This is a genomic window from Flavobacterium sp. 38-13 (genome assembly GCF_001899155.1).
GTDB classification, from domain to species: domain Bacteria; phylum Bacteroidota; class Bacteroidia; order Flavobacteriales; family Flavobacteriaceae; genus Flavobacterium; species Flavobacterium lindanitolerans.
Genome location: NZ_MKVG01000014.1, coordinates 360280 through 385804 on the forward strand (window position 1 = coordinate 360280; position 25525 = coordinate 385804).

A 25525-nucleotide genomic window follows, 5' to 3' on the forward strand; every position below is an offset into this window, starting at 1 on the left:
ATCACTAAGATGCTCTTTTTTTATCCCTATAATTGTCTTTTTCAAACAGAAAAGAGCATATCTTCTGATACAGCATGTCATCATGCATGCTATGTCCCAGGCCTTTGGTTTCTATAAAGACGGCTTCTTTCCAGGAACTTACTATTTTTTTAGCTTCTTCAAAGGAAACCACATCATCATCAATATCATGGGCTATGAGCCCTTTTATTTTAATTTTCGAGCCAAATACCTTTCCGGAAAATTCTTCAATTTTGATTTTGAAATGTTCCATAAAATGGTTCTCAATCATGCTGATGGCTTTTAGATTCAGGCTCAGCAATTTTGCATAATTTAAAACCAAAGTCTGTAAATCAGAAGGAGCGCCCAATAAAACTAATTTTTCTACGGCCTTATTCTGGTAAAGGTGTTGGTAATATAGGGAAGTGGCCCCACCCATGGAATGTCCTACTAAAAATTGCGGTTTGTATTTTTCAACCACTACGTTTACAAACTCGGCATATCGGGGCACATTAAATTCTCTTCCTGATGACAAGCCGTGAGCCGGCGCATCCAGGGCAATAATTGTGCTGCCGCTTTCTTTCAAATAAGGGAGAAAGTTTTCCCAACGCGAAGCATTGCTCTCCCATCCGTGCACAAGTAATACATAGGTGTCATTACCTTCCCAAATATATACCGGGAATTGGTGTTCGTGAAGGTTTAGGATTTCTGTTTTGGCATTTTTCAGTACATCCGGCATCTGATTTGAGAAAAGCTTTCCTGTTCTTGGCTCGCTAAAAAACTTATAGGCCAGTTGTGACGCTTTCTTTGGAAATACGTAACTGAGCAGGTTGATATACAATCCTACAGATTTGGCGAGAAGAAAATTGCTTATCTTTTTCATAAAAAAAGTCCCGATGATTATCGGGACTAAATATATCTAGAATTGTGAAAATAATTTCTCCATTTTCTCTTTTTCTTCATCAGCTAAGGCTGCATCAACCAGGATTCTTCCTGAATGCTCATCTGTAATTACTTTTTTACGGGAAGCAATTTCCATTTGAGTTTGTGGTGGAATCGTGAAGAAAGAACCTGCAGAAGCACCTCTTTCGATTGAAACTACTGCCAATCCGTTGCGAACGCTTCCTCTGATTCTCTTGTAAGCCTGCAATAATCTTTCTTCGATTAAAGCTTCATATTCAGCTGATTTTTCAGTAAGGAAGATTTCTTCTTTTTCTGTTTCAGACATGATAGCTTCCAATTCTGATTTTTTGTGTTTTAGGTGAGCCGATTTTGCTTCTAATTTTTCTTTAGAATCAGCAATTACCTGCTTTTTGTGCTCAATAGAAGCTTTCATTTCCTTGATTTGCTTTTCAGCCAATTGAATTTCAAGCTCCTGGAATTCTACCTCTTTAGTCAAAGAGTTGAATTCTCTGTTATTGCGAACGGTTTCTTGTTGTTTTGTGTATTTTTTGATGGCTTCCTTATGCTCGTCGATAGCATTCTTTTTTCCTTTTATCTGCTCTTCGATAACTTCCAGGTCATTTTTTAATTTGTCAAGACGTGTGCTCAAGCCAGCCACTTCATCTTCTAAATCTTCTACTTCTAAAGGCAATTCACCTCTAACATTTCTGATTTCGTCAATTCTTGAGTCGATTAGCTGTAGGTCATAAATCGCTCTTAACTTGTCTTCAACACTCAATTCTTTTGTAGTCGCCATATTTTATAAGTACTTAACTGGATTTGTATTTTCTTCTGATAAAATGATTGCAAAATTAGGAATTTTTTTCGTAAGATAATCAACTATATAATTTTTTGTATAGCGTTCGCTTTCATAATGCCCGATGTCGGCTAAAAGTAGTTGGTTTTCAGCTTCATAGAACTGGTGGTATTTCAAATCGGCAGTCAAAAATGCATCGGCACCGGCCTGTATGGCCTTTTTAATGGCGAAACTTCCCGAACCACCAAGTACTGCCACTTTTTTAATTGGTTTTCCCAAATATTCCGAATGTCGGATTCCGTCCGCTTTCATTTTGTTTTTTACGAACAGCAGGAAATCTTTTTCCGGCATTTCAGTTTCCAATTCGCCAATCATTCCCAGGCCTATGTTTTGGTGGCTGTTTTTCAGGTCGTAGATTTCATAGGCAACCTCTTCATAGACATGGTTGGAAAACAAGGCTTTCAGAATTTTACTTTGCAGGTGTTTTTCAAAAGTGACTTCTATTTTTATTTCGGTATTTTCCACAAATTCACCACGTTCTCCAATTTCAGGGTTGCTGTTTTCGTTGCCCTGGTAGCTGCCAATTCCCTGCGTATTGAAACTGCAGTTTTCATAATTTCCAATGCTTCCGGCTCCGGCATCGAATAAAGCATTTCGCAATTTTTGATGGTTTTCAGGAATCGTATAAGTAACTAATTTTTGGATGAAGTTTTCCTTTGGAACCAGAATTTTGGCATTCTGCAGCCCTAAAGCATCACAAAAAATTTTGTTTACCCCGTTTTGATGGTTGTCTAAAGCAGTGTGTACGGCATAAATTGCAATATCATTTTTGATGGCTTTCAATACCGCGCGTTCTACATAATTTTTGCCCGTAATTTTCTTTAGCCCCGAAAATAAAATAGGATGGAAGCAAACAACCATATTGCACTTTTTTGAAATGGCTTCGTCAATCACATTTTCTAAGGCATCATGGCAGACCAGTATTCCTGTGGTTTCGTCTTCCGGATTTCCTACGAGTAGGCCAACATTGTCAAAATCTTCAGCATAGGCCAGCGGTGCCATGGTTTCTATAACGGAAATTACTTCTTTTATTTTCATAACTTTAAACGAAATTTTATCAATCTGAGGTGATTTGTTTTAAGGCTTTGGCTGTAAAAAGCCTTTTAAATTCGGATTTGCTTTATGTTTCAAAGATAAAATATTATATTTTCGTACTATGATGTTACTACGAAAAATACTTCTTCCTTTTTCTGTTCTATACGGATTAATAACAAGCATTAGGAATTTTCTTTTTGACAAGGGGATATTTAAATCCTACTCGTTTGGCCTTCCTGTTATTGCTGTAGGCAATCTTAGTGTGGGTGGAACGGGTAAAACACCTCTGATTGAATATTTAATTCGTTTGCTTTCTCCGGAATATCAAGTGGCTACCTTGAGCCGGGGCTATAAACGAAAATCAGAAGGATTTGTTTTAGCCGATGAAAATTCTGATGCTGCCCTTTTAGGAGATGAGCCTTTCCAGTTTTATAAAAAATTCCCCAATATTAATGTGGCTGTTGATGCAGACAGGAGAAATGGTATTGAACGGCTTTTGGAAATTACCCGGCCGGAAATCATTTTGCTGGATGATGCCTATCAGCACCGGAAAGTCAGGGCGGGATTTTATATTTTGCTCACAGCTTATGGTGATTTGTATGTGAATGATTTCATATTGCCGGCAGGAAACCTGCGTGAAGGTAGAAGTGGGGCAGAACGTGCGGGAATCATTGTGGTTACAAAATGTCCGCCCAATCTTTCGGCAAAGGAGCAATATGATATTAAGCGGAAATTAAAAATAGATTTGGACCAAAAATTATGCTTTACGACCATAGCCTATGATACGTTTGTTTTTTCCGAAGAAAGCCAGCTTGCCGTTTCCGAAATAAAGGATGTTGATAAATTACTTTTGGCAGGAATAGCCAAACCCGAACCGTTTTTCGCATATTTGCAAAGCGATAACGATGTAGTCATGACTTTTCCGGACCATCATCATTTTACGGAAAAAGATATTGCAGAAATAAAAAATAAAGCACAAGACAAAAAAATCATTACAACCGAAAAAGATTTTGTCCGATTAAAAGGAAAACTACCGGACAGCCAGCTTTTCTATCTTCCAATAAAGAGCGATTTCATATCCGGAGGTGATGATTTTGATAAAACAATTTTAAATTATGTGGGAAAAAGTTCAAGAAACCGTTAATTATATAAAGTCAAAAACCAATTTTTCACCGGAATATGGGGTTATACTAGGCTCCGGACTTGGCGGTTTTACAGAAGATATCCAGATTGAGTTTACATTGCCTTACAGTGAAATTCCTAATTTTCCTGTTTCAACCGTTCAGGGCCATAAAGGGGCTTTGGTTTTTGGAACCATTGGCAGTAAAAAAGTAGTTGCCATGCAGGGGCGTTTCCACTTTTACGAAGGTTACGACATGAAAGAAGTGACTTTTCCTGTGCGAGTGATGAAATATCTGGGCGTACAGCGATTGGTTGTTTCCAATGCTTCCGGAGGTGTGAATCCTTTTTACAAGGTTGGTGATATTGTAGTAATTTATGACCATATCAACATGATGCCGGAACATCCGTTAAGAGGCCATAACGATGAAAGATTTGGACCAAGATTTGTGAACATGAGTGAGCCTTATTCAAGAGACTTAATCAATAAGGCCAAGGCAATTGCTATTGAGCTGAATATTGAAGTAAAAGACGGAATTTATTACGGACTTCAGGGGCCAACGTTTGAAACGCTTTCAGAATACAGAATGGTAAAAATCTTAGGTGCTGATTGTGTTGGGATGTCGACCGTACCGGAAGTTATAGTGGCACGTCATATGGATATGGAATGCTTTGGAATTTCTGTCATTACAGATATGGGTGATGAACATAATATCGACTCTGTTTCCCATAGCGAAGTGCTTGAAGCAGCCAAAAAGGCGGAGCCAAAAGTGAGAACGCTTATCAGGGAATTGATTTCAAGAAATTAATCTTAAATGACTATCGGGTAGTTTATACGAAATCAAAGAATAGTGGATTTAGCCACAGATCAAAATGATTAGACAGATTTAAAGAATTCATATAAAATAAAAGGAAACCCGAAAAAGGCTTACTTTCATAACCTTTTCTTTGATAAGACTTAATGCTTTGCGGCTCTGCGCCTTTGCGAGCAATTATTTCACGCAAAGGCGCAGAGCCGCAAAGTTCTTAATAATAGAAATTGATCGTTACCTAATTATAGCGTGAATTTCTTAAATCAGCGATTAAAATAAAATCGCTGTGAACCGATAGTATCAAAGTCAATTTTACTTTATCTGTATACGCTTCCCGATAGTCATTTAGTCTAGCTCATTGACTCAGCAATAACCCTGTAAAAAACGTCCGGATTAAAAGGTTTGGTGATTACATCGGTCATGCCAAATGAAAGAAGCATTTCCCTGTTTTCATTCAGTGAAATAGCCGTGAGGGCTATGATTGGCGTCTTTTTGTCAAATTTTCGGATACTTTGAGTGGCAATGGTTCCGTTTATGCCGGGAAGATGCACGTCCATTAACACAAGGTCGTATTTGTTTTCTCTGACAGCCTCTATGGCATCTTCTCCGTTGTCAACGATTTCGCATTGAATTTGCTTCTTTTCCAGCATTTTCCGGGTAACCATCTGGTTGATTTTATTGTCTTCAACCAGCAGTACTTTTTTATCGACAAAATCAGAATCGTTTGTGAAAAGTTTTAGGGATTCTTTGTTTTCGATTCCCTTTTCCAGTTCGAGGCTGAAATTGAAATTAGAACCTTTGGAAATGGTGCTTTCTAATTTAATGGTACCGCCCAATAAAGAAACCAATCGTTTTACAATGGCCAGCCCAAGACCGGTTCCTCCATATTTTCTGTTGATTTCAACGGAACCTTGCGAAAAGCTTTCGAAAATAACCTCTTGTTTTTCAGCTGGTATTCCGATACCCGTATCTACGATTTCAAAATAAATATTTTGTCTGGTTTCTGTCTCTCCCAAAAGTTTGGCACGGACAATAACGGTTCCGTTTTCCGTAAATTTGAGGGCATTGTTAATCAGATTCATAAAAATCTGGGAAAGCTTTGTAGGGTCGCCCGAAAATGAAGTGTTGATTTCCGGGTCTATTTCCAATCCGAAATCAATATTATTCTGGCTGGCAATCTCTTTTAATGAGTTTTGGATGTCTGTCAAAAGCTGCCTTAGATTGAAACAGATGTTTTCAATTTCTATATTGTTGGATTCAATCCTGTTGATTTCCAGGATTTCATTGATGAATGTCAGTAGATAGTTTCCTGAAAATTTAAGCGATTTCAGATATTCGATTTGGGATTTTTTCGGATTTTCTTCAATCAGCAAATGCGTAATGCCGTTAATGGCGTTTAATGGCGTTCTGAGCTCATGGCTTACGGTAGATAAGAATTCGGCTCTGGCCTGTGATGCTTTTTCGGCCTTGTCTTTGGCGATTTCAAGCTCCGTATTTTTTTCCTGCAGCTGTTTGTTCGTCCTGTTTCGGATAATGTTGTTTTTGTAGAGTGACAAACTCAAAAGCGAAAGAATCGTTATGAGGGCAATGCTCAACACGCTGGTGAGTTTGGACACCTTAATTAATTTTTTCTGCTCCCGGTTTTCTTTGTCTTTCTGCTTGATGGTTTTCATCTGCTCGCTTTCCTTAAATTTTTCGAAAGCTTCTGCGCCAATTTTTTGACTGTTGAGCCTTAGTATAGAATCTTTTAGTGCCAGGTGTTTTTTCAGATAGATAAACGAATTGTCAATATCCATCATTTTCTCATAGGTTTCGCTAATCAGTTTCAGGATTTTTGACTTCTGTTCGAAGTTGTCGCTTTTGGCATTTAAATCCAGTGCCCGTCTTAGATAATTCAAGGCCAGATTATTTCGGCCGGCTTCAAATTCAATAGCGCCCATCTGATATAAGGCTTCGGCTTTGGTCTTGAAACTGTCATTATTATCGGGTTTTGCAATAATGGAATTAAAGATAGTGGCTGCCAACTGGGTTTTGCCCTTGGCTTTGTACAGGATTCCTTTCTGAAGGTTCAGTAATTCTTTTGCATCCGGAATGTCAATGGTTTCATAAATGACATTTGCCTTATCAAAATAAATTTCGGCTACACCATATTTTCCTTTTTCCATATAACATAACCCGAGATTATAATAGCAATAGGCCTGTTCTGTAGATGGTTCGAGGTCGTTATAGAGTGAGATGCTGCGCACATAGGTTTCGATAGCGTCATCATACTTTTTAAGTTCGAAATAAATACTTCCTAAAAAAGTGTAGGCATTTGCTTCCTGTTCTTTGTTCCCTTTTTTTTGTGAGACTTCAATGGCATTTTGAGAGCTTTCCAACGCATTCTGGTAATTATTTATCTTTAGGTTGAAGTTGGCCAGCTGAATATAATAGTCAACACTATCGATTTTTTCAGACATAAGTTTGTCATGCTGTGCGGGTAACAGCGTTGAAAAAAGAAGAATAAAGAAAAGTGGTAAATGCTTCATTCTAAAACCCTTGATAAAGGATAAAAGTAGCTATTTCTTATTTGTTAATAAAATTAAATCGACAAGGCGTGAAGAATATCCGATTTCGTTATCATACCACCCTACAACCTTTACCATTTTGTCAATTACCGAGGTGAGTTGCGAATCAAATAAACAGGAATTTCGGTTACCTAAAATGTCTACAGAAACGATTGGGTCTTCTGTATAGGCCATGATTCCGTTGAACTGGTTTTGACAGGCCTGTTGGAACGCTTTGTTGATTTCTTCGATGGTGACTTCACGCTTCACATAACAGGTAATGTCTGTTAGTGAGCCATCCGGAACAGGAACACGAATACCGCTTCCTCCAATTTTACCATCCAGTTCAGGAAATATTTTTGTCAGTGCTTTGGCGGCTCCGGTTGTTGTAGGGACAATGGATTGGGCCGCGCCACGCGCTCTTCTAAGGTCTTTATGAGGCTGGTCGTGCAGGCTTTGGTCTGTTGTGTAAGAGTGTACGGTAGTGATATAGGCCTGCTCAATACCACATAAGTCATTAATGACCTTTATCATAGGAGCTGCATTGTTTGTCGTACAGCTTGCATTCGAGATGATTTTTTCGGTGCCGTCCAGTATGTGTTCGTTAACACCTAAAACTACGGTCTTGATTTTATCGGTTTCTGAAGGAGCAGACAGGATTACTTTTTTGGCACCAACCAGAATATGGAGATTGATGTCTTCAAAAGTTTTATATTTTCCTGTAGCTTCTATGACAACATCAATATCCAGCGATTTCCAATCCAGATTTGAAATACTTCTTTCATGAAAAAACGGGTAGGGTTTTCCGTCAATAATGATATTGTCCTGGTCAAAAGAACATTCAAATGGCAATACGCCGTGAATGCTATCGTATTTAATGAGATGTGACATTGTTCGGTTGTCTGCAATGTCGTTGATGGCCGCAACTTCAATGGTTGGGTGGTTAAGCAGTAAGCGGAATAGATTTCTTCCGATTCTGCCAAATCCATTAATGGCAATCCTGGTTTTAGTCATTGGTATGGTCAGTTTCTAAAAGTCAAACTGTAAACTTACAATTTAAAGAATGTGTTTTTGGGCCTTGTAAGATGACCTTACCAAAGCACCGCTTTCTACGTGGCGGAAACCTAATTCCAGTCCTATCTTTTCGTATTTGGCAAATTGGTCTGGTGTGATGAATTCTTTTACCGGCAGGTGTTTTTTACTTGGCTGCAGGTATTGGCCAATCGTTACAACATCTACATTGGCTTCGCGAAGGTCGTGTAAGGTCTGGATGACTTCTTCTTCTGTTTCGCCCAAACCAAGCATAATGCCTGATTTTGTCCTGTTGATTCCTTTTTCTTTTAAATATTTAAGTACGGCAAGGCTACGGTCGTATTTTGCCTGAATTCGTACTTCGCGGGTTAGTCTTCGTACGGTTTCCATGTTATGTGAAACTACTTCAGGATTGGCTTCCACGATTCGGTCTATGTTTCTTTCGATTCCCTGGAAATCTGGAATTAAAGTTTCAAGTGTAGTGTTTGGATTCATTCTTCGGATGGCCTTTACGGTTTCCATCCAGATAATTGAACCGCCGTCTTTCAAATCGTCGCGGTCAACACTGGTGACAACCGCATGCTTGATATTCATGATTTTGATAGAACGGGCTACTTTTTCCGGTTCATCCCAATCTACAGTTTCCGGCCGGCCTGTTTTTACGCCGCAAAAACCACACGAACGCGTACAGACGTTTCCGAGAATCATAAATGTTGCCGTTCCTTCACCCCAGCATTCTCCCATATTCGGACAGCTTCCTGACGTACAGATAGTATTCAGTTTGTACTTGTCAACTAATCCTCTAAGTTCTGTGTATTTTTGGCCTATAGGTAATTTTACCTTAAGCCATTTTGGCTTTCCTGTAGGTAAAATAGCATTATCTAAAACAGTGTCCATAACTCTAAATTGAAAGCACAAAGATAACGAATGTTTTTATTAATTACGTTAATGTGATGTTAGTGAAATTTGGTGATGAAGTGAAAGAAATATTGGCAAATTAAGATGCGGTTTTTACCAATAAAAAACCCTGCACGCACAGTATGCAGGGCTTTTTGAAATAAATAGTTAACTAACTACTAAATTTAATTTTTTATCTCAACGGTAATAGGAAGGTTGTAGGCCGTTCTCACAGGTTTGTCGTTCTGGATGCCCGGTTTCCATTTTGTTTTGATAGATTTTAAAACGCGAATGGCTTCAGCTCCTAATCCGTAACCGGGGTCTCTTACCACTTTTATATTGGTCAGGGTTCCGTCTTTTTCGACTACAAAATAAACAAACACTTTCATTGTTGCTTTTTCTCCTATCTCTGGCAGTCTGAAATTTTTTCCGACCAAAGCCAGAAAGTTTTTGATACCGCCCGGAAATTCAGGGCTGGCCTGAAGTCCTATGTTTGTAAAGATACCATCTCCGGGGTCTGTAGCGGTTCCGGTATTTCCAAATGCAGGTTCGGTTCCTGTCCCGTCAATTGAGCTGTTTCCAAGGGCTACAGCCCCCATGTTATCGCCGGGATTATCAGAATCGCCCGTTTTGATATTTTTAGCAGGGTCAATTGTTGCTACATCTTGTGGGGTGGTCTGATTGTCAGTTATTATTGGAGTCACATATTTGGTTTGCTTCGCTGATGATTTTTCAGGTATAATATTGGTTGCTTTTTCCGGTTCTATTTTGGGTTTTTCTCCCAGGTTTACATAGGTTACAGGAGGCAGTTCTGTTGTTGGAGGATTAACTATTGCCTGATCTTTTTCTGTCAGCAAATTAGAAATAATAGGGATACTCACTAAAGAAGCACAGGCTAAAGTTCCAAAAAATAATGCTTTCAGGGTAGTTTTTGGATTTTCCTGGCGTAGCTGGTAAGCGCCATATTCTTTGTTTCTTCCTTCAAAAACGTTTTCGTTCCAGCTTTGGCTAAAAATGTTGAGGTTTGACATGATTGCATAATTTTAAGTTAGCGTAGATGTTTCCCATAAGCTGGAAGTGTTTAATTACATAACGTTAATGTTAACTTTTTTATTGCTTATTTTTTAAATAAAAAAGCAATTTTATGTTTATAAATTGCCAATTAAAGTTAATCCTCTTTTAACTTAATAAAAAAAAGGCAAGCCCGGTCGGGCCTACCTTAATAATTATGAGATAACTTGCTTATTGAATAACTAGCTTATTGCTGAAATTTTTGTCTTTTGTTTCTGTTTTTGTGACATAAATTCCCGCAGGTAAATCCAGTTTGATAGTATTTGTTCCGGCATTCAGATCAAAACTGCTGATAAACATCCCGTTGATGGAAAATATTTTTAATGTTCCGTTTTCGGGTGTATCTATGGCAATATTTCCTTTGCTCGGATTAGGATAAATGATAGGTTTTACAACCGTAAAATCAGGATTTGATAAGGCATCACAACCAAAAGGAGTAAAGGTAACCAGTCCCAAAGTATTATCGTCAACCTGGTGGCTGATTACGGCTTCTACCTGTGCCTCTGTAGGAGTCTGACCTTCAATCCAACAGTTGTTCTTGGCCATTATAGGAAATGCAGTATTGTTGTACAAAGCGTAGGCTGCTCCAGTATTTCCATTTTCTGAGAATATGTTACCGCCTTCATTAAAAGTAGCTTCATTGGTGTCGCCCAAATTGATTCTTGCAGTCCCGATTACCGTAATACCCCAAAGGTTTCTTCGGATTTGGTTACGGCTTGCAATAATGTTCATTGTTGATGCCCCGGAAGCACTTAACGAAATACCACTTCCTCCTTCTGCAGGAATGTTCTGGGAGTTATTATCTTCAATTATATTACCTCTGATATATCCTGATGAAGCGGCTCCTACAACAGTGATGCCATAACGGTTGTCAGTAACAATATTATTGTCGATTATGACTTTAAGTTGACCTCCTCCCAGTAAATTTGAAGCTCCAATACCTCCGGTCCTGATTTTTGTCCGGTCGCCTTTAATAGTGTTACCTACTATTCTCAATGTATCGGCACCACTAGGTCCCATGTTAATTTGCGGGCGGTTTCCGTTGGATTGGTTGTTTCCTTCCAAATAATTATTGGTCAGTGTTGGGGCAACAGACTGGTTGGCTCCTGAACTAAAAGCCGGATAATAATTGAATAAGAATCTGGAATTGTTGATTAATGCGTTTCCACCAGTTGAGAAATTTATGGCCGAACTTGTCGTTGAGCCATTCATGTGATACGACATAACACAGGACTGCATCTCAAAATCAGGAGTAGCTACACGTATTCCTTTTCCGTAGCTGATGGTTGTGTTCCTGAAATAACCGCTAGAACCTGTTTCGAAAGTTATGGCATTGTATGGAGTTGCGGTATTTGTTGCGGTAATGGTAATTGCACCGGCATCGGAAGTAAAATCGCCGTTGACAAGAATTCCGATATCGGCATTAATTTTCAGGGTAGCATCTGTATTGATTACAATAGCATCATTGGCTGCAATTGTAAGGTTTTGGGATAGGGTATAAATTCCTGCTGATAAGGTTAAGGCACCTGAGGAATTGGCTACCAGGTCGTCGAGGCTCCAGGTTACACCCGTGTTTGGCGTGGTGTACTGGGCTTTTGCCGCCGTCATCGAAAGGAAGACGGCTAACATGAAAAATAGTTTTTGTTTCATTTTAAGTATATGATTGGTTAACAATATAAAATTACGCTTTTTTACAAAAGCGCCCTGTTAAAAAAAATACTACTTGAAAATGAAAGCCGCCTATCGTTTGTTTTTGATAATTTCGGCCAGAAGCTTTTTGGCACGGAGCAATTTTATTTTTACATTGCTTAAGGGCTCTTCAAGCTCTTCCGAAATTTCCTGATAGCTTAACTCCTGAAAATAACGAAGCTGGATGACTTCCTGATAGTGTGGTTTTAACTCCTTAATGCATTGGAGGAGTCTTGACAGATTTTGTTCGGTAATCAGTTTGTCTTCCGCAGAAGGAGAACTGTCAGCAATGTTATAGGCCTGGCTGTCTTCTTCATCAGTGATATCAATAAAAAGAGTAGATTTTTTTTTGCGGAGCATGTCGATGTGGACATTCTTGGCAATGGAAATCAGCCAGGTATTGAATTGGAAATCGGGATTGTAGGTGGCAATTTTGTCGAATGCTTTGGCAAAAGTTTCTATAGTGATATCTTCCGCATCGGTTTCGTTTTGTGTTCTCTGGAGCATAAATCCGTAGACTTCATTCCAGTAATAATCCAATAGAGTAGTGAAGGCAACCTGGTCTCCGACTTTAGCTTTCTCTATTTGCTTTTTTATTTCCAATGGACAGGCTTTGAAAAGAGGTTTGTTATAAAGATATTCAATTGTGTGAATATAAGCATTATTTCAATGACAGGATACCAATAAATAACATCTTTTTCTTTTAGCTTCCCGGCAGAATAGCCTAAGGAAATCCAGGAGAAAAGGTATCTTCCCGCTACAATTGGCACGATAATCATCCAGTTAAACTGGAAAGCAAGCAGTACTACAGCCAAAACAATAAATAAAAACTGTGACAGGAAGAAAACTGCCAGCTGCATTCTGTCAAAAGCTTTGTAAAAAGATGCGGTTGAAACATGTCTTCTTTTTTGGTCAAACCAATCTTTAAACGTTTTTTTAGGTTCTGAAAAGGTAAAGCTTTCCGGAGTAAAACAAATGGTCGTATTTTTTTTAGTGGAAGCCTGGTTGATAAAAAGGTCGTCATCGCCAGACCTGATTTTCATATGGTCAATAAAGCCATTTACGTTAAAAAACTCTTCTTTTTTGTAGGCCAGGTTTCTTCCAACGCCCATATAAGGATGCTTCATTTTTGCCCAGGAAAAATACTGTACGGCAGTAAGCATGGTTTCGAAACGGATGATTTTATTTAAGAACGAACCGGCAATTTTTTCATAGGCTCCATAACCTAACACTATGGTTTTGCTCATCGTAAATTGTGAGCTCATTTCTTTAATCCATTCTTTGGAAGAAGGATAACAGTCGGCATCGGTAAAAAGAAGGTATTCGTTTTTAGCGGCTTTTATTCCCAGAGTGAGCGCGAATTTTTTATTGCCCCAAAAAGCTTCGTTATTTTGAACTTTTACCAAACGGATGTTGGAATATTGTTTTTCAAATTCTTCAAAAACATCCAGAGTATTATCGCTCGAGGCATCGTCGATCAGGATAATTTCATAATCCGGATAATTTTGCTCTGCCAAAAGCGGAACAAACTTTTTTACATTTTCTTCTTCATTCTTGGCACATACGATTACAGAAATAGGAATTCTTTTTGGGGTGCTTTTTTGTGGCTTTGCAAAAGAAAATTTCCCGAAAACAACAATGTAATAGAATAACTGTAAAGCCACAACTCCGATAAACGCATAAAAAGTAATAGTCAACATATAAGCTTGGTGTCTTTAAAAAATGTGTGCAAAGGTACAATTGATAAGCGGAATTTCAATTGTGAATCGCAATTAAAATTAAGAAAATTATCCATTACAGTTTTTATATTTTTTGAATAGCCAGAAACAAAAAATATTGCAATTATTTTAGCTTTCTGTTACCTGAAAAAAACGTTAAATCACATTAACTTCAGCTTCAATTTCAATATCAAAAAGCTCTTTAACCGTTTTTTGGATTTCTTTAGAAACATTCAGGATTTCCTGTCCGGTTGCGTTGCCGTAATTAACCAAAACCAGCGCCTGATTTTTATGGATTCCGGCATCACCAAAACGCTTTCCTTTAAATCCGGCTTTTTCAATGAGCCATCCGGCCGGAACTTTTACCTCGGTTTCAGAAACAGTATAGCTTGGCATTTCGGGGTGCAACAGGTGAATTCTTTCAAAATCACTTTTTGGGATAATCGGGTTTTTAAAAAAGCTTCCGCTGTTGCCCAGTTCTTTAGGGTCCGGAAGTTTGCTTTGTCTTATGGTTATGATGGCGTTGCTGACTTCTTTTAATGTAGGAGCCGAAATGTCTTTTTTGGCGAGTTCGGCAGCAATATCTCCGTATGAAATATTGATTTTGTGATTTTTTCTGGTCAATTTAAAAACTACAGAAACGATGATGTACTGGTCTTTTACCTCATTTTTAAAAATACTCTCACGATAGCCAAATTTGCATTCTTCTTTATTGAATCGTCTGATTTCTAAAGTTTGGATGTTTACGGCATCGCAATACACAAAGGTGTTTTTGATTTCGGTACCGTAGGCGCCAATGTTTTGTATGGGCGTAGTTCCTACATTTCCGGGAATTAAAGACATGTTTTCCAATCCGCCAAAATCCTGGTCAATCGTCCACAGAACAAATTCATGCCAATTTTCACCGGCTTTGGCTTCTACCCAAACGGCATCTTCTGTCTGGTCGATAATTGTTTTGCCTTTGATATCTACATGGATGGTCAGTGCTTCAATATCTTTTGTCAGCAGCATATTGCTTCCGCCGCCAAGAATAAATTTTTTCTGGGCAGGGTTTTCTTTGAGTACGGTCTGAAGTTCTTCAACCGAATGTACCGAAACGAATTGTTTTGCTTTGGCTTCAATACCAAAAGTATTGTAGTTTTTAAGGGAAAAATTATCGATAATTTCCATTATGAATAGGAATAAAAATAAAAGGCAAAAGTACTTTAAACGATTAATAATTCATAATGAACTATTCGGTATTTAGGCCGCGGGTTAGAAAATCGTTCAGTGGTTTTGCAACAATCAGTTTTTTTGCTGTTTTTTTGACAAAATCTTTTTCCAGTAATGATTTGTCATCTAGTTTTTGGGTCACCGTAAAGCTTTTTAGTTTTAGAAACTCAATAGCAGGATGATCTTTTTCATAATCTTTCGGAGCTGTTTTTAGCGAATTGGATTCGTTCCTGTCAAATTCGGAATAGATTTTTTTGAAATCCTTATCGGCGAAGATTTCTTCCAGGTCTTCATAAAAATAAGCAATTTCTTTTCGGATTTTTTTCAGGTCCGGAGCTTCCGGCACATGGAGTCCGGCAGCAATAAAGCTTCCGCCTTTTTCGATATGGACATAATATCCGGGAGCGTTACCACAGTTTTGGTCGGTAGTCATCCAGATTCCCATATGGGTTTTGTAAGGCGACTTGTCTTTGGAAAAGCGAATGTCGCGGTTGATTCTGAAAGCGCATTTTTTGGGTTCCAGCGTTCGTAACGATTCGTCATGCGGTGCCATTTCTTCTAAAAAGTCGGCAATCAGCCGGTGATATTCTTTTTTATATTCTTCGTAATAAGGTTTGTTGGCCTGAAACCAATCACGGTTGTTGTTTTCTTTTAAGTCCTCTAGGAATTGAAGTGTTTTTGGTGAAAGCATACGGATTGGAAAATTATTTAAGTTAGGCTGAAAACAGCCTAACAATATTAAGAAATTTTATTCGATTTATGGGTGTCCAAAGTCAATTTTAATGGCTGTTGGCAGGTTTCTGTTAAATGAAAGAAGAAAAGGTTTTTTTAGCCGCAGATTAGAATGATTATGCAGATTTTATAAGCTTAGCGCCTTTGCGTATATTATCTCGCAAAGGCGCAGAGGCGCAAAGCAGGAATGCGTTTGGTTTATTTAGATAGCACTTTCAGTAGTTTTGAATATAATTCTTCTTTGTTGATTGGCTTGATTAGCAGTTCGTCAGCCTGTATACTGGATAGTTCAATCGAATTCATGTAGGTATCGCCGGTTATTGCAATAATAGGAACGGTTGCATTGTGATTCGGTATGCTTTTGATGTCTTTGATGAGGTCAATTCCTGAGGCATTGGCAATCTGCAAGTCGGTCAGGATAATGTTGACGTTTTCTTTTTGCAGGTATTCTTTGGCGGCAATGTCTGAATTGAAGCCTATCATTTCGAAGTTGATATCGGACAGCAGTTTTTTCAATAATGAGGTGATTATCCTGTCATCGTCTATTACCGCAACCCTGATTCCCGAATTTCCGTAATTGCGGATTAATCTTGCCTGATTGGTTTCCTGTGAACTGTCTGATTTTTCAAGGAACAGATGGAATGAAATTTCGGTTCCTGTGCCAGGTTCGCTTTCAACACGTATTTCTCCGTCATACAATTCTATAATTTCTTTGCAAAGACTAAGTCCCAAACCGGCGCCAAAGCTTGCCTGGTCTTTGTGGAATTTGCTTTGATAGTATTTGTCAAATATTTTATCGAGGTCTTCTTTAGGGATGCCGGCTCCCGTGTCTTTGATTTTTACATCCAATTTGAATTTATCTTTGACTTCGGTAAATCTGCAATCAACGGTAATGTTTCCTTTTGAAGTGAATTTTATGGCATTTCCTATCATGTTGTAGAACAACTGGTGTATTTTTCCGCTATCAGCCCAGACTTCATTTTGCAAGGAATCGTCTACGCGTGAGACAAGTTCTATTTTTTTAGCATCGGCTAAAGATTTTAAGGATTCTACAATGGATGTAATCTCGTTTTTCAGTACCGTTTTGGAATTGTACAATTGCAGCTTTCCGTTTTCATTTTTGAAGAAATCCAATATCTGGTTCACGGTAATGTGCAGTGAGTTTGATGTAAAGTTTAACGATTTGGCCATATCGTTTTGTGCGCCGTCCATTTTGGTTGAAATCAGCTTGTTGGTGAGATTTGAAATAATACTCAAAGGCGAACGCATTTCGTGGCTTAACATTCCGATAATACGGTTTTTGAATTCCACATTTTTCTCTGCTTCTATTTTGGCGGCAGCCAATTTTTTCTCAAAATGGTAGGCAAAGATGGAGTAGAGCAGGAGCAGTCCGGTGCATATTGACATGACAATCATTAGGGTTGCAATCAGGCTTCTTTTGTTTTTTAGGTTTTCCAGTGCTTTTTCAAATTGCTGTTTGTTGGATTCCTGAACAGATTTGTCATAGAGAAGAATAATGTCCTGGCTGTTTTTTAATATTTTCTTGTTGATGACCATTAGTTCCCGGTCTATTTCCCTTAGGTTGGAATAGGTGTTTCTAAGGCGCCCAAACTCTTTTTCGTAATACTGGCGTGTGCTATTGAAGATATTTGCCATCTGTTCCTCAGGAGTTCCGGTTTTTTCGACAGCGCCAAAAGTCATGGTCATATAATAACGGAATTCTTCTTTTTCGACGTCATATTTTCCGGCAATAGCATTGCCTATTCTTTTGAAAAATCCTTTTTTCTCTACACCTTCAGAAGACCGTATTGTGTCGTATGAAATTGACTTCATGACCTTTTTGTGGTTGTAAGGCTTCAGGGCGAATAATTCCGGATTGGATTCAGAAACAGGGTCTACTCTGTATTTGATTAAAGAATCCAATTCTTTTCTAAGAACAATGATTTTTTTTTCTTTTTCTTTTTTACTTTGGATGTTAGGCAGTGTTTTTTCGTCTTTATTCAGTATTCGGTTCAGACTGTCGAGATAGGAGGTCATCAGCGAAAGTGAGTTGCGGTATTTGTGCAACGCACTCCTGTCATAGCTGTACAGGTATTCCATAAAAGAATCTTCCGCATCAAAATAATTTTTGGTTACTTCGCCCGAATAGCTCATAATCAGGCTTTGCCGGCTGGCTTTCTGGAAAGAACCGGCAAGTTCGTTTTCGTTGGTATTCTGGTTATACCATAAAGAAAAAATCAGCACTTGCAGTAAAATGACAAAAATGAAAAGTCCGCTATGGATTGTTTTCCTGTGTTTTAAAGACGCTAACATGGGAGCAGGTTTAAGTTAAGAAGCAATGAACTTTTTTGTTCAAACAAACCGGGGAAGCTTGCCTATTAAATATAGATGCTTAAAATTAAGAAAACTTAAGATAGTGCGGTAGGAAAAGTTTAAATAATTTGCTGCAAATGTACGGCTGATTTTTTGTAATTTACAAATAGATTTTGGTAAAAAATACCTTACAGGCTACAGGTTGAATATTTTATAACTCTGATGCATTGATTTTATCACAGATTCTGTGCGTTCCGGATGCGTATCGGAGATAAACAGTTGCCCAAAGTTATCATTATTAACCATTTCTATTATTTTTCCAACACGGGTTTCGTCCAGCTTGTCAAAGATATCATCAAAAAGGAGTATCGGATTCTGATGGCTTTGTTTTTTTACAAATTCGAACTGCGCCAGTTTCAGGGCAATCAGAAAAGATTTCTGTTGTCCCTGCGAACCGAATTTTTTTATAGGATGGTGGTCAATCTCAAAAGACAGGTCGTCTTTGTGGATTCCGGCCGTGGTATAATGCATGATGCGGTCTTTTGCCAGGCTTTCTTCCAGCAATGCCATCAGCTCTTTTTCATGGAGCTGGCTTTCATAAACCAGTTGTACGGTTTCTGCATTTCCCGTTATTGCCTGATGGTGCCTGTTGAAGATGGGCACAAAGTCTTCAAGGAATTGTTTTCTCTTTTCAAAAATAGCATGACCCAGGCTGTGGAGCTGCTCATTGTAGATGAGCAGTGTTGTGTTTTCAAAAACATGGTTGATGGCAAAATATTTTAATAATGCATTTCGCTGGCTAATGACTTTCTGGTATTGTATGAGCTGTTGGAGATAATGGGAATCCAATTGGGAAATGACAGAATCAATGAATTTTCTTCTTGTTTCGCTTCCTTCGATAATCAGGTCGCGGTCGGCCGGAGAAATAATAACCAAAGGAATGAACCCGATATGGTCGGAAAATTTCTCATATTGTTTTCCGTTTCTTTTCAGGATTTTCTTCTGTCCTTTTTTTAAGCTGCAGACAATTTGTTCGTTTCGGTCGTCTTTTTCAAATTCTCCGTCAATCACAAAAAACTCTTCGTTGTGTTTGATGTTCTGTACGGCCAAAGGATTAAAATAGCTTTTACCATAGGACAAATGATATATGGCATCAAGTACATTGGTTTTGCCGATACCGTTTTTTCCTACAAAGCAATTTATCTTGCTGTCGAATTCGAAATTGGCTTCCGAAAAGTTTTTATAATTGAATAATGCTATTTTTTTTAGATACATCTGCAAACGCCAGCTGATAGTGAGAACCTTGTGGTTTTTGACACAATTTTTTTAAGAGGGTGCAAATTATTGAAAAATAACGACAAAACATCTTTTACATTTGAATAAAAATTTTATTTTTGCACCTCACTTAATTAAACATGAATGGCAACATATAACAAAAGAGGCTATAAGGCTCCTAAACCAAAGGAAGAAAACGAATTCGAACCGGACCCACTTGATGCAATTTCAGAAAAAGATAGCACAACTGCAGGAGTATTCAATTCTTTAGATGAGGGTGCTTCTAGAACCGAAGAATGGGTTGCTAAAAACCAAAAAGGTATTTTTATCGTTATTGGTGCTGTTGCCCTTATAGCGGCAGGTTACCTTTTATATAAGAAATTTATTGTAGAGCCTAAAGAAGATGAAGCTGCGAACGAAATGTTCCAGGCTCAGAAATACTTCCAGCAGGCAACTGAAGGAACAGCAAGCGATTCGCTTTACAACCTGTCTCTAAAAGGTGGAGAAGGGAAGCTGGGTTTCACAGGAATTATAGAAAACTATTCTGGTACCAATGCGGCTAACCTGGCAAATTACTATGCGGGTATCGCTTATCTGAATACTAAAAAATACAAAGAAGCAATTGAATATCTTGAAAAATTCAGTTCAGATGATTTGATGCTTTCGGTAATTGCAAAAGGAGCAATTGGTGATGCCTTCTCTCAATTGAATCAGCCAAAAGAAGCTTTAGAGTATTATGTTAAGGCTGCAGAAATGAATCAGAATGACATGACTACGCCACGTTTCTTGCTGAAAGCAGGGCAAACGGCTTTGGCATTGAAGCAAAAAGAAACAGCATTGAAATATTTCAACGAAATCAAGGAGAAATACGATACGGCTCCTGAAGCGATGAATATTGATGCAATGATTGGATTGGCACAATAATTTAGATTTTGAATTTTAGATTTCAGATTTCTGAAGTCTTGATTTGAGATTGCAATCTTATTACAATGGCTACAGCTAATAAAAATTTATCAGAATATGATAAAAACTCAATCCCAAGCGCGAAAGATTTTCGGTTTGGGATTGTTGTTTCTGAATGGAATGACAAAATAACGGAGGGTCTTTTTTCCGGGGCTGAAAAGGCATTACTGGACTGTGATGCCACGCCGGATAATATCATCCGATGGAATGTTCCGGGAAGCTTTGAGCTTGTTTATGGGGCTAAGCGTATGATAGAAACACAGCAGGTGGATACGGTTATCGTAATCGGTTGTGTGATTCAGGGAGAAACCAAACATTTTGATTTTGTATGTGAAGGCGTTACGCAAGGCATCAAGGATTTGAATGTTCAGACAGACGTTCCGGTTATCTTTTGTGTGCTGACTGATAATAATGAGCAGCAATCTATTGACAGAAGTGGTGGGGTTCATGGAAATAAAGGAACCGAAGCGGCGATTGCGGCAATAAAGATGGCTTATTTAAGACAGCAGTCTTCGAAATAATAAAGTCCCGATAAACTTTTTATAGAGCCTATTTCCTTTACACGAAATAGGCTTTTTTGTGTGAAAAACTTTCCGGTTTTCCCATTTTCTAATTTTTCAATTGTTATATTAATTATGTAACTTTGGAAGTCAACAAATTTATAGAATGTCGAGTATAATTCAATTGCTTCCCGATCATGTCGCCAACCAGATAGCCGCTGGAGAAGTAGTCCAAAGGCCTGCATCTGTGGTGAAAGAACTTCTTGAAAACGCAGTTGATGCTAAGGCCAACGATATCAAACTTATTATTAAAGACGCCGGAAAATCGCTTGTACAGGTGATTGATAATGGTGTTGGTATGAGTGTTACTGATGCGCGTTTGTGTTTTGAGCGTCATGCTACTTCAAAAATCAGAGCAGCAGAAGATTTGTTTTCATTGCACACCAAAGGTTTCCGTGGCGAGGCATTGGCTTCTATTGCCGCAATTGCACATGTAGAGATGAAAACAAAGCAGGAGCAGGATGAATTGGGAACGCATCTCGCCATTGAAGGAGGCAAGTTTGTGTCGCAGGATGTGGCCGTTCTGCCAAAAGGGACATCTTTTGCGGTAAAGAATCTTTTTTTTAATATACCGGCAAGAAGGAATTTCCTGAAATCGGACACGGTGGAACACCGCCATATTGTTGATGAATTTCAGAGGGTTGCTTTGGCCCATCCCAATATTCATTTTACGATGTATCATAACGGAAGTGAAATGTTTAACCTTCCGGCATCAAACCTGCGTCAGCGTATCGTGAATATTTTTTCAGGAAAAACCAATGAAAAACTGGTTCCGATTCAGGAAAGTACAGAAATCGTAGGAATACAGGGGTTTGTGAGCAAGCCTGAATTTGCAAAGAAGAACCGTGGCGAACAATTTTTCTTTGTCAATGACCGTTTTATCAAAAGCGGTTACCTGCACCATGCTATTATGGCTGCCTATGAAGGATTGCTGAAAGATGGTTGCCAGCCTAGTTATTTTATCTATCTGGACGTTCCACCCAATACAATTGATATCAATATACATCCGACAAAAACGGAAATAAAATTTGACGATGAGCATGCGCTTTACGCTATTTTACGTTCTGCCATAAAACACAGTTTGGGACAGTTTAATGTGGCTCCGGTTTTGGATTTCGACAGGGATTCTAATCTGGATACGCCCTACGAATATGAGAAGAAAGAAGCATCTATGCCTTTAATTCAGGTGGATGCTAATTTTAATCCGTTTGGCGATCCGGATCCGATACCGGCAAAATCATACAGTAGCGGAAGCAATAGCAGCAGTTATAGTGGTTCGGGTGGTTCTTACAGAAAGCCTGAATCGTCTAACTGGGAAAGCCTTTATGTGGGATTAAAACAGGATACGGAAACGATTACTGATATTCAGGATATCCAATTTGAATCTGAAGAAGTAACCGGTTCTCTGTTTAATGATAAGGAAATCGAAGAAGCGATTTACAAGACCTATCAGATTCATAAAAAGTATATTGTCAGTCCAATCAAATCTGGAATGGTGATTATTGACCAGCAACGGGCACACCAACGGGTTTTGTATGAACAGTTTCTGGCGAATATGACAGTGCATCAGGCATCAAGCCAGCAGTTGTTGTTTCCGCTGAATCTTTATTTTTCATCCCAGGAAATATTATTGATTTCTGAATTGGAGCTTTCTCTGGTCAATACCGGGTTTGTTTTTGAAGAAATTAAAGAAGACAACGTTGTAATTTCGGGTATTCCGGTCAATGTGACAGAGAGCGAGGTTTCCATCCTGTTGGAACAGTTATTGAGTGACCTACAAGACGAAATTCCGGAAAGCAGTTTCAGCCAGAACGATACGATTGCAAAATCGATGGCAAAAAGCCTTGCTGTGAAAACAGGAACCTATCTGACAGAAAGAGAGCAGGAGAATCTCGTTAACGGACTCTTTGCCTGTAAGGAGCCTAATGTTTCGCCTTTTCATAAACCAACCTTTATCACGATGAGTGTTGAGGATTTAGACAAAAAATTTGCAGTATGATGAATATCACGCCTACAGTCAAGCAGTTATTGATTATAAACATTATATTTTTTATAGGGACGCAGGTAGTAGGGCAATATGCCGAATATCTTTTTGCGTTATTCTATCCGGAAAATGACCATTTTAAATTTTGGCAGCCTCTAACACATATGTTTATGCATGGAAATCCAATGCATATTTTCTTCAATATGTTTGCCCTGTTTTCTTTTGGTAGTGCTTTGGAGCATTTTTGGGGAGCGAAAAAATTCCTGTTTTTCTATATTTCTTGTGGTTTGGGCGCGGCTTTGATGCAGATTGGAGTGAATTATCTTGAAATGCAGCATCTTTTGGAACCGGTTAGGTACCTGGGCTTGTCAGATAATACTTTGCATCAGATACTGAATGTGACTTTTTCTGATGGTAATGCTTATCGCGGAGATATGTTTTATAATGGAATCAAGCCAATTTTAGAAGAAGCAGGGAAAACAAATCTTACCGATGCAGGTTTTAAAAGTTTGTTTGATGCCGCCATGCTAAATCAGACTCCTATGGTTGGAGCCTCTGGTGCTATTTATGGATTGTTGGTAGCCTTTGCTTTTATGTTTCCTAATGCTGAATTGATGATGTTTTTTATTCCGATTCCAATCAAAGCAAAATATTTTGTACCGGGATTATTAGCTCTGGATTTGTTTTTAGGAACTTCAGGAAAGTCATTATTTGGCGATGGTCCTGGTGGAGTGGCCCATTTTGCCCACATTGGAGGAGCCATTATTGGATTTTTGATGATGTGGTACTGGAAAAAGAACCAGTTTCATAACAATCGTTGGAATTAATCTTTGGGTTTTATGGGAATCATTGATGATCTAAAGATGCAATACAAAACCGGAGGAATTACGTTACAGTTGATCTTCTGGAATATTGGTATTGCTATACCTTTGTTTTTGCTGCACGCCTTTTCAAATGACGGATTCCTGTCTTTGATGTCGTGGATACAGCTTACTTCTGATCCTTCAGAGTTTATTGTAAAGCCCTGGACAATACTTACGTATAGTTTTCTGCATGTGGATGTACTGCATCTACTGTTCAATATGATTATGCTTAATTTTTCAGGAAGACTTTTCCTTACTTTTTTTACACAAAAGCAGTTTTTGGGACTGTATTTGTTGGGTGCTATTTTTGCCGGATTGGTTTTTCTGGGTACATTTTTCCTTTTTGGCTATAAAGCCCCTATTATTGGAGCTTCAGGAGCAATTATGGCGGTGCTTATAGGTTCAGCGACTTATGCGCCATTATATCAGATAAGGCTGTTGCTGATAGGAACTGTCAAATTATGGCATATTGCTATTGTTTTCCTGATATTGGACCTGATACAGATACCAACCAATAATATGGGAGGACATATTGCCCATTTGGGTGGTGCCGTATTTGGCTTTATTTATATTAAGCTTTTGCAGAACGGAACCGATTTGAGCCTGATTGTTACCCGAATCCTGGACTTCTTCGCCAATCTGTTTAAGCCTAAAAAGGGAACGCCTTTTAAAAAGGTACATCGAAATGTTAGTCAGCCGAAACCGAAAACGGCTCCTGCCAGTCGGATTGTTGTGAAGGATAAAACACAACAGCAGATTGATGAAATTCTTGACAAGATAAGCCAGTCCGGTTATGATAGCCTGACAAAAGAAGAAAAAGAATTTCTTTTCAAAGCAGGAAAGTAAAGAAAGTTTTATAATCTTTGCCAGAACTCAAAAAATTTTTGCCAAAAAATGAAAAACCTTTCATGGTTCAATAAAGCAATGTTTTTTTTCAATATAGTGTTGACTGTATTGACTTTTGTTGCTTATATCTTACCGTTTTTGGCTCCTAAATTATTTCCCATTCTATCTGTACTGACCCTGATATTGCCCTTCATGTTGATTTTAAATCTACTCTTTTTTATTTATTGGGGAATACAGATGAAAAGGCAGATTTTGCTTTCTTCGGTGGTGCTGTTAATGGGTATTACTTTTATTAATAAGTTCTATAAATTTTCGACTACAGACCTTCCGCCCTCTGATAATGATTTTACAGTGATGAGTTATAATGTACGTCTTTTTAATCTTTACAAATGGATTGAAAGGGACGATGTGCCGGAACTGATAGCCAATTTCATTAATGATAAGAATCCGGACATTCTATGCATTCAGGAATATTCTGAAGGGAAAATTAATTTGAGGGCTTATAAGCACAAATATATCCTGATGAAAGGAAATAAGACAAAGACGGGACATGCCATATTTTCTAAATTTCCAATTGTAGGCAGAGGTGATATCGTATTTCCAAATTCTAATAATAACGCTATTTATGCCGATATCAAAAAAGGGAAGGATACGATCAGGGTTTATAATATGCATTTGCAATCCATCAGAATTACGCCCGATGTCCATGAAATCAATGAAGATATAAACGGTATTAACGAGCAAAAGTCAAAGAAGATTATCAAGAGGATGAGTGAGGCTTTTAAAGAGCAGCAGGAGCAGGCCGAAATCATAATGAATCACAAGAAAAACAGTAAGCTCCCTGAAATTATATGCGGTGACATGAATAACAGTGCTTTCTCGTTTGTGTACAGAAGTATCAGAGGAAATCTGAATGATGCCTTTGAAGAAGCCGGCAGCGGTTTTGGAAAGTCATATAATTTCAAATACTATCCGGCCCGAATCGATTATATTTTTGTGGATAAGAAGATGCAGGTCAAAAACTTTGAAAATTATCCTGATTTTGTCAATTCAGACCACTTTCCGGTTATGGCAAGGCTGGCGTTCGAAAATTAAATCGGGT

22 protein-coding genes are annotated in these 25525 nt (G+C 38.4%); 8 read left to right on the forward strand and 14 right to left on the reverse strand.

All coding sequences use genetic code 11. From position 1 onward, the window contains the following. Positions 1-4: 4 nt before the first annotated feature. The 3 genes from BGO88_RS09950 to BGO88_RS09960 are packed head-to-tail and all read right to left on the reverse strand — an operon-like array spanning position 5 to position 2794. The gene (locus tag BGO88_RS09950) at positions 5-880 is read right to left on the reverse strand and encodes an alpha/beta hydrolase (protein WP_056069570.1); all 876 of its coding nucleotides are present in this window, start codon (positions 878-880) and stop codon (positions 5-7) included. Between the two features lie 36 nt (positions 881-916). Beyond that, a complete protein-coding gene (locus BGO88_RS09955) occupies positions 917-1696 on the reverse strand; it encodes a zinc ribbon domain-containing protein (RefSeq protein ID WP_056069573.1) in 780 nt (259 codons plus the stop codon). A 3-nt stretch (positions 1697-1699) separates the two neighbouring features. After that, positions 1700-2794, reverse strand: coding sequence for a Nif3-like dinuclear metal center hexameric protein (locus BGO88_RS09960; protein WP_286706768.1), 1095 nt, complete (start codon positions 2792-2794; stop codon positions 1700-1702). Between the two features lie 118 nt (positions 2795-2912). On the opposite strand from BGO88_RS09960, the gene lpxK reads away from it, so the two are divergent. Beyond that, positions 2913-3935: a tetraacyldisaccharide 4'-kinase gene (gene lpxK / locus BGO88_RS09965; RefSeq protein WP_286706769.1), complete on the forward strand. Its 1023-nt coding sequence runs from the start codon at positions 2913-2915 to the stop codon at positions 3933-3935. Then, complete coding sequence (locus BGO88_RS09970) at positions 3907-4719, forward strand: purine-nucleoside phosphorylase (RefSeq protein WP_056069581.1); 813 nt, start codon at positions 3907-3909, stop codon at positions 4717-4719. Before lpxK ends, BGO88_RS09970 begins: the two co-directional genes overlap by 29 nt. Before the next feature lie 353 nt (positions 4720-5072). Here the strand turns inward: BGO88_RS09970 and BGO88_RS09975 are convergent, their stop codons facing one another. From BGO88_RS09975 to recF, 11 genes are all read right to left on the reverse strand, one after another. Then, positions 5073-7250 carry an ATP-binding protein gene (locus tag BGO88_RS09975; protein ID WP_056069584.1) on the reverse strand — a complete coding sequence of 726 codons (2178 nt, stop codon included), beginning with the start codon at positions 7248-7250 and terminating at the stop codon, positions 5073-5075. 30 nt (positions 7251-7280) lie between these two features. Further along, positions 7281-8282: a type I glyceraldehyde-3-phosphate dehydrogenase gene (gene gap / locus BGO88_RS09980; protein WP_056069587.1), complete on the reverse strand. Its 1002-nt coding sequence runs from the start codon at positions 8280-8282 to the stop codon at positions 7281-7283. A gap of 42 nt (positions 8283-8324) precedes the next feature. After that, positions 8325-9197, reverse strand: a complete 873-nt coding sequence (gene lipA / locus BGO88_RS09985) for a lipoyl synthase (protein ID WP_056069590.1) — start codon at positions 9195-9197, stop codon at positions 8325-8327. A gap of 185 nt (positions 9198-9382) precedes the next feature. After that, positions 9383-10228: an energy transducer TonB gene (locus BGO88_RS09990; protein WP_286706770.1), complete on the reverse strand. Its 846-nt coding sequence runs from the start codon at positions 10226-10228 to the stop codon at positions 9383-9385. 211 nt (positions 10229-10439) lie between these two features. Further along, positions 10440-11897 carry a T9SS type A sorting domain-containing protein gene (locus tag BGO88_RS09995; RefSeq protein ID WP_180326408.1) on the reverse strand — a complete coding sequence of 486 codons (1458 nt, stop codon included), beginning with the start codon at positions 11895-11897 and terminating at the stop codon, positions 10440-10442. Between the two features lie 111 nt (positions 11898-12008). Continuing rightward, positions 12009-12560 (reverse strand): RNA polymerase sigma factor, encoded by a 552-nt coding sequence (locus BGO88_RS10000; RefSeq protein WP_056069597.1) that lies wholly within the window; start codon positions 12558-12560, stop codon positions 12009-12011. After that, positions 12551-13657 carry a glycosyltransferase gene (locus BGO88_RS10005; protein WP_056069600.1) on the reverse strand — a complete coding sequence of 369 codons (1107 nt, stop codon included), beginning with the start codon at positions 13655-13657 and terminating at the stop codon, positions 12551-12553. The genes BGO88_RS10000 and BGO88_RS10005 overlap by 10 nt, the downstream gene beginning before the upstream one ends. Before the next feature lie 174 nt (positions 13658-13831). After that, the gene (gene murB / locus BGO88_RS10010) at positions 13832-14845 is read right to left on the reverse strand and encodes a UDP-N-acetylmuramate dehydrogenase (protein WP_101471512.1); all 1014 of its coding nucleotides are present in this window, start codon (positions 14843-14845) and stop codon (positions 13832-13834) included. 61 nt (positions 14846-14906) lie between these two features. After that, entirely contained in the window at positions 14907-15578 is a 672-nt protein-coding gene (locus BGO88_RS10015; protein ID WP_286706771.1) for a DUF2461 domain-containing protein, read from the reverse strand. Between the two features lie 239 nt (positions 15579-15817). Then, complete coding sequence (locus tag BGO88_RS10020) at positions 15818-17932, reverse strand: ATP-binding response regulator (RefSeq protein WP_286706772.1); 2115 nt, start codon at positions 17930-17932, stop codon at positions 15818-15820. Between the two features lie 195 nt (positions 17933-18127). Then, a complete protein-coding gene (gene recF, locus BGO88_RS10025) occupies positions 18128-19207 on the reverse strand; it encodes a DNA replication/repair protein RecF (RefSeq protein ID WP_286706773.1) in 1080 nt (359 codons plus the stop codon). A gap of 144 nt (positions 19208-19351) precedes the next feature. Between recF and BGO88_RS10030 the strand changes: the two genes are divergently transcribed. The 6 genes from BGO88_RS10030 to BGO88_RS10055 all read left to right on the forward strand — a co-directional run bounded on the left by BGO88_RS10030 (position 19352) and on the right by BGO88_RS10055 (position 25518). After that, complete coding sequence (locus tag BGO88_RS10030) at positions 19352-20131, forward strand: tetratricopeptide repeat protein (protein WP_101471516.1); 780 nt, start codon at positions 19352-19354, stop codon at positions 20129-20131. Positions 20132-20196: 65 nt separating this feature from the next. Then, positions 20197-20691 carry a 6,7-dimethyl-8-ribityllumazine synthase gene (gene ribH / locus BGO88_RS10035; RefSeq protein WP_286706774.1) on the forward strand — a complete coding sequence of 165 codons (495 nt, stop codon included), beginning with the start codon at positions 20197-20199 and terminating at the stop codon, positions 20689-20691. A 145-nt stretch (positions 20692-20836) separates the two neighbouring features. Continuing rightward, on the forward strand, positions 20837-22729 hold the full coding sequence (mutL, locus tag BGO88_RS10040) for a DNA mismatch repair endonuclease MutL (protein ID WP_286706775.1): 1893 nt from the start codon (positions 20837-20839) through the stop codon (positions 22727-22729). After that, the gene (locus tag BGO88_RS10045) at positions 22726-23541 is read left to right on the forward strand and encodes a rhomboid family intramembrane serine protease (RefSeq protein ID WP_273239037.1); all 816 of its coding nucleotides are present in this window, start codon (positions 22726-22728) and stop codon (positions 23539-23541) included. Before mutL ends, BGO88_RS10045 begins: the two co-directional genes overlap by 4 nt. A 12-nt stretch (positions 23542-23553) precedes the next feature. Next, on the forward strand, positions 23554-24423 hold the full coding sequence (locus BGO88_RS10050; protein WP_286706776.1) for a rhomboid family intramembrane serine protease: 870 nt from the start codon (positions 23554-23556) through the stop codon (positions 24421-24423). 48 nt (positions 24424-24471) lie between these two features. Continuing rightward, positions 24472-25518 (forward strand): endonuclease/exonuclease/phosphatase family protein, encoded by a 1047-nt coding sequence (locus BGO88_RS10055; RefSeq protein ID WP_277011778.1) that lies wholly within the window; start codon positions 24472-24474, stop codon positions 25516-25518. Positions 25519-25525 lie beyond the last annotated feature (7 nt).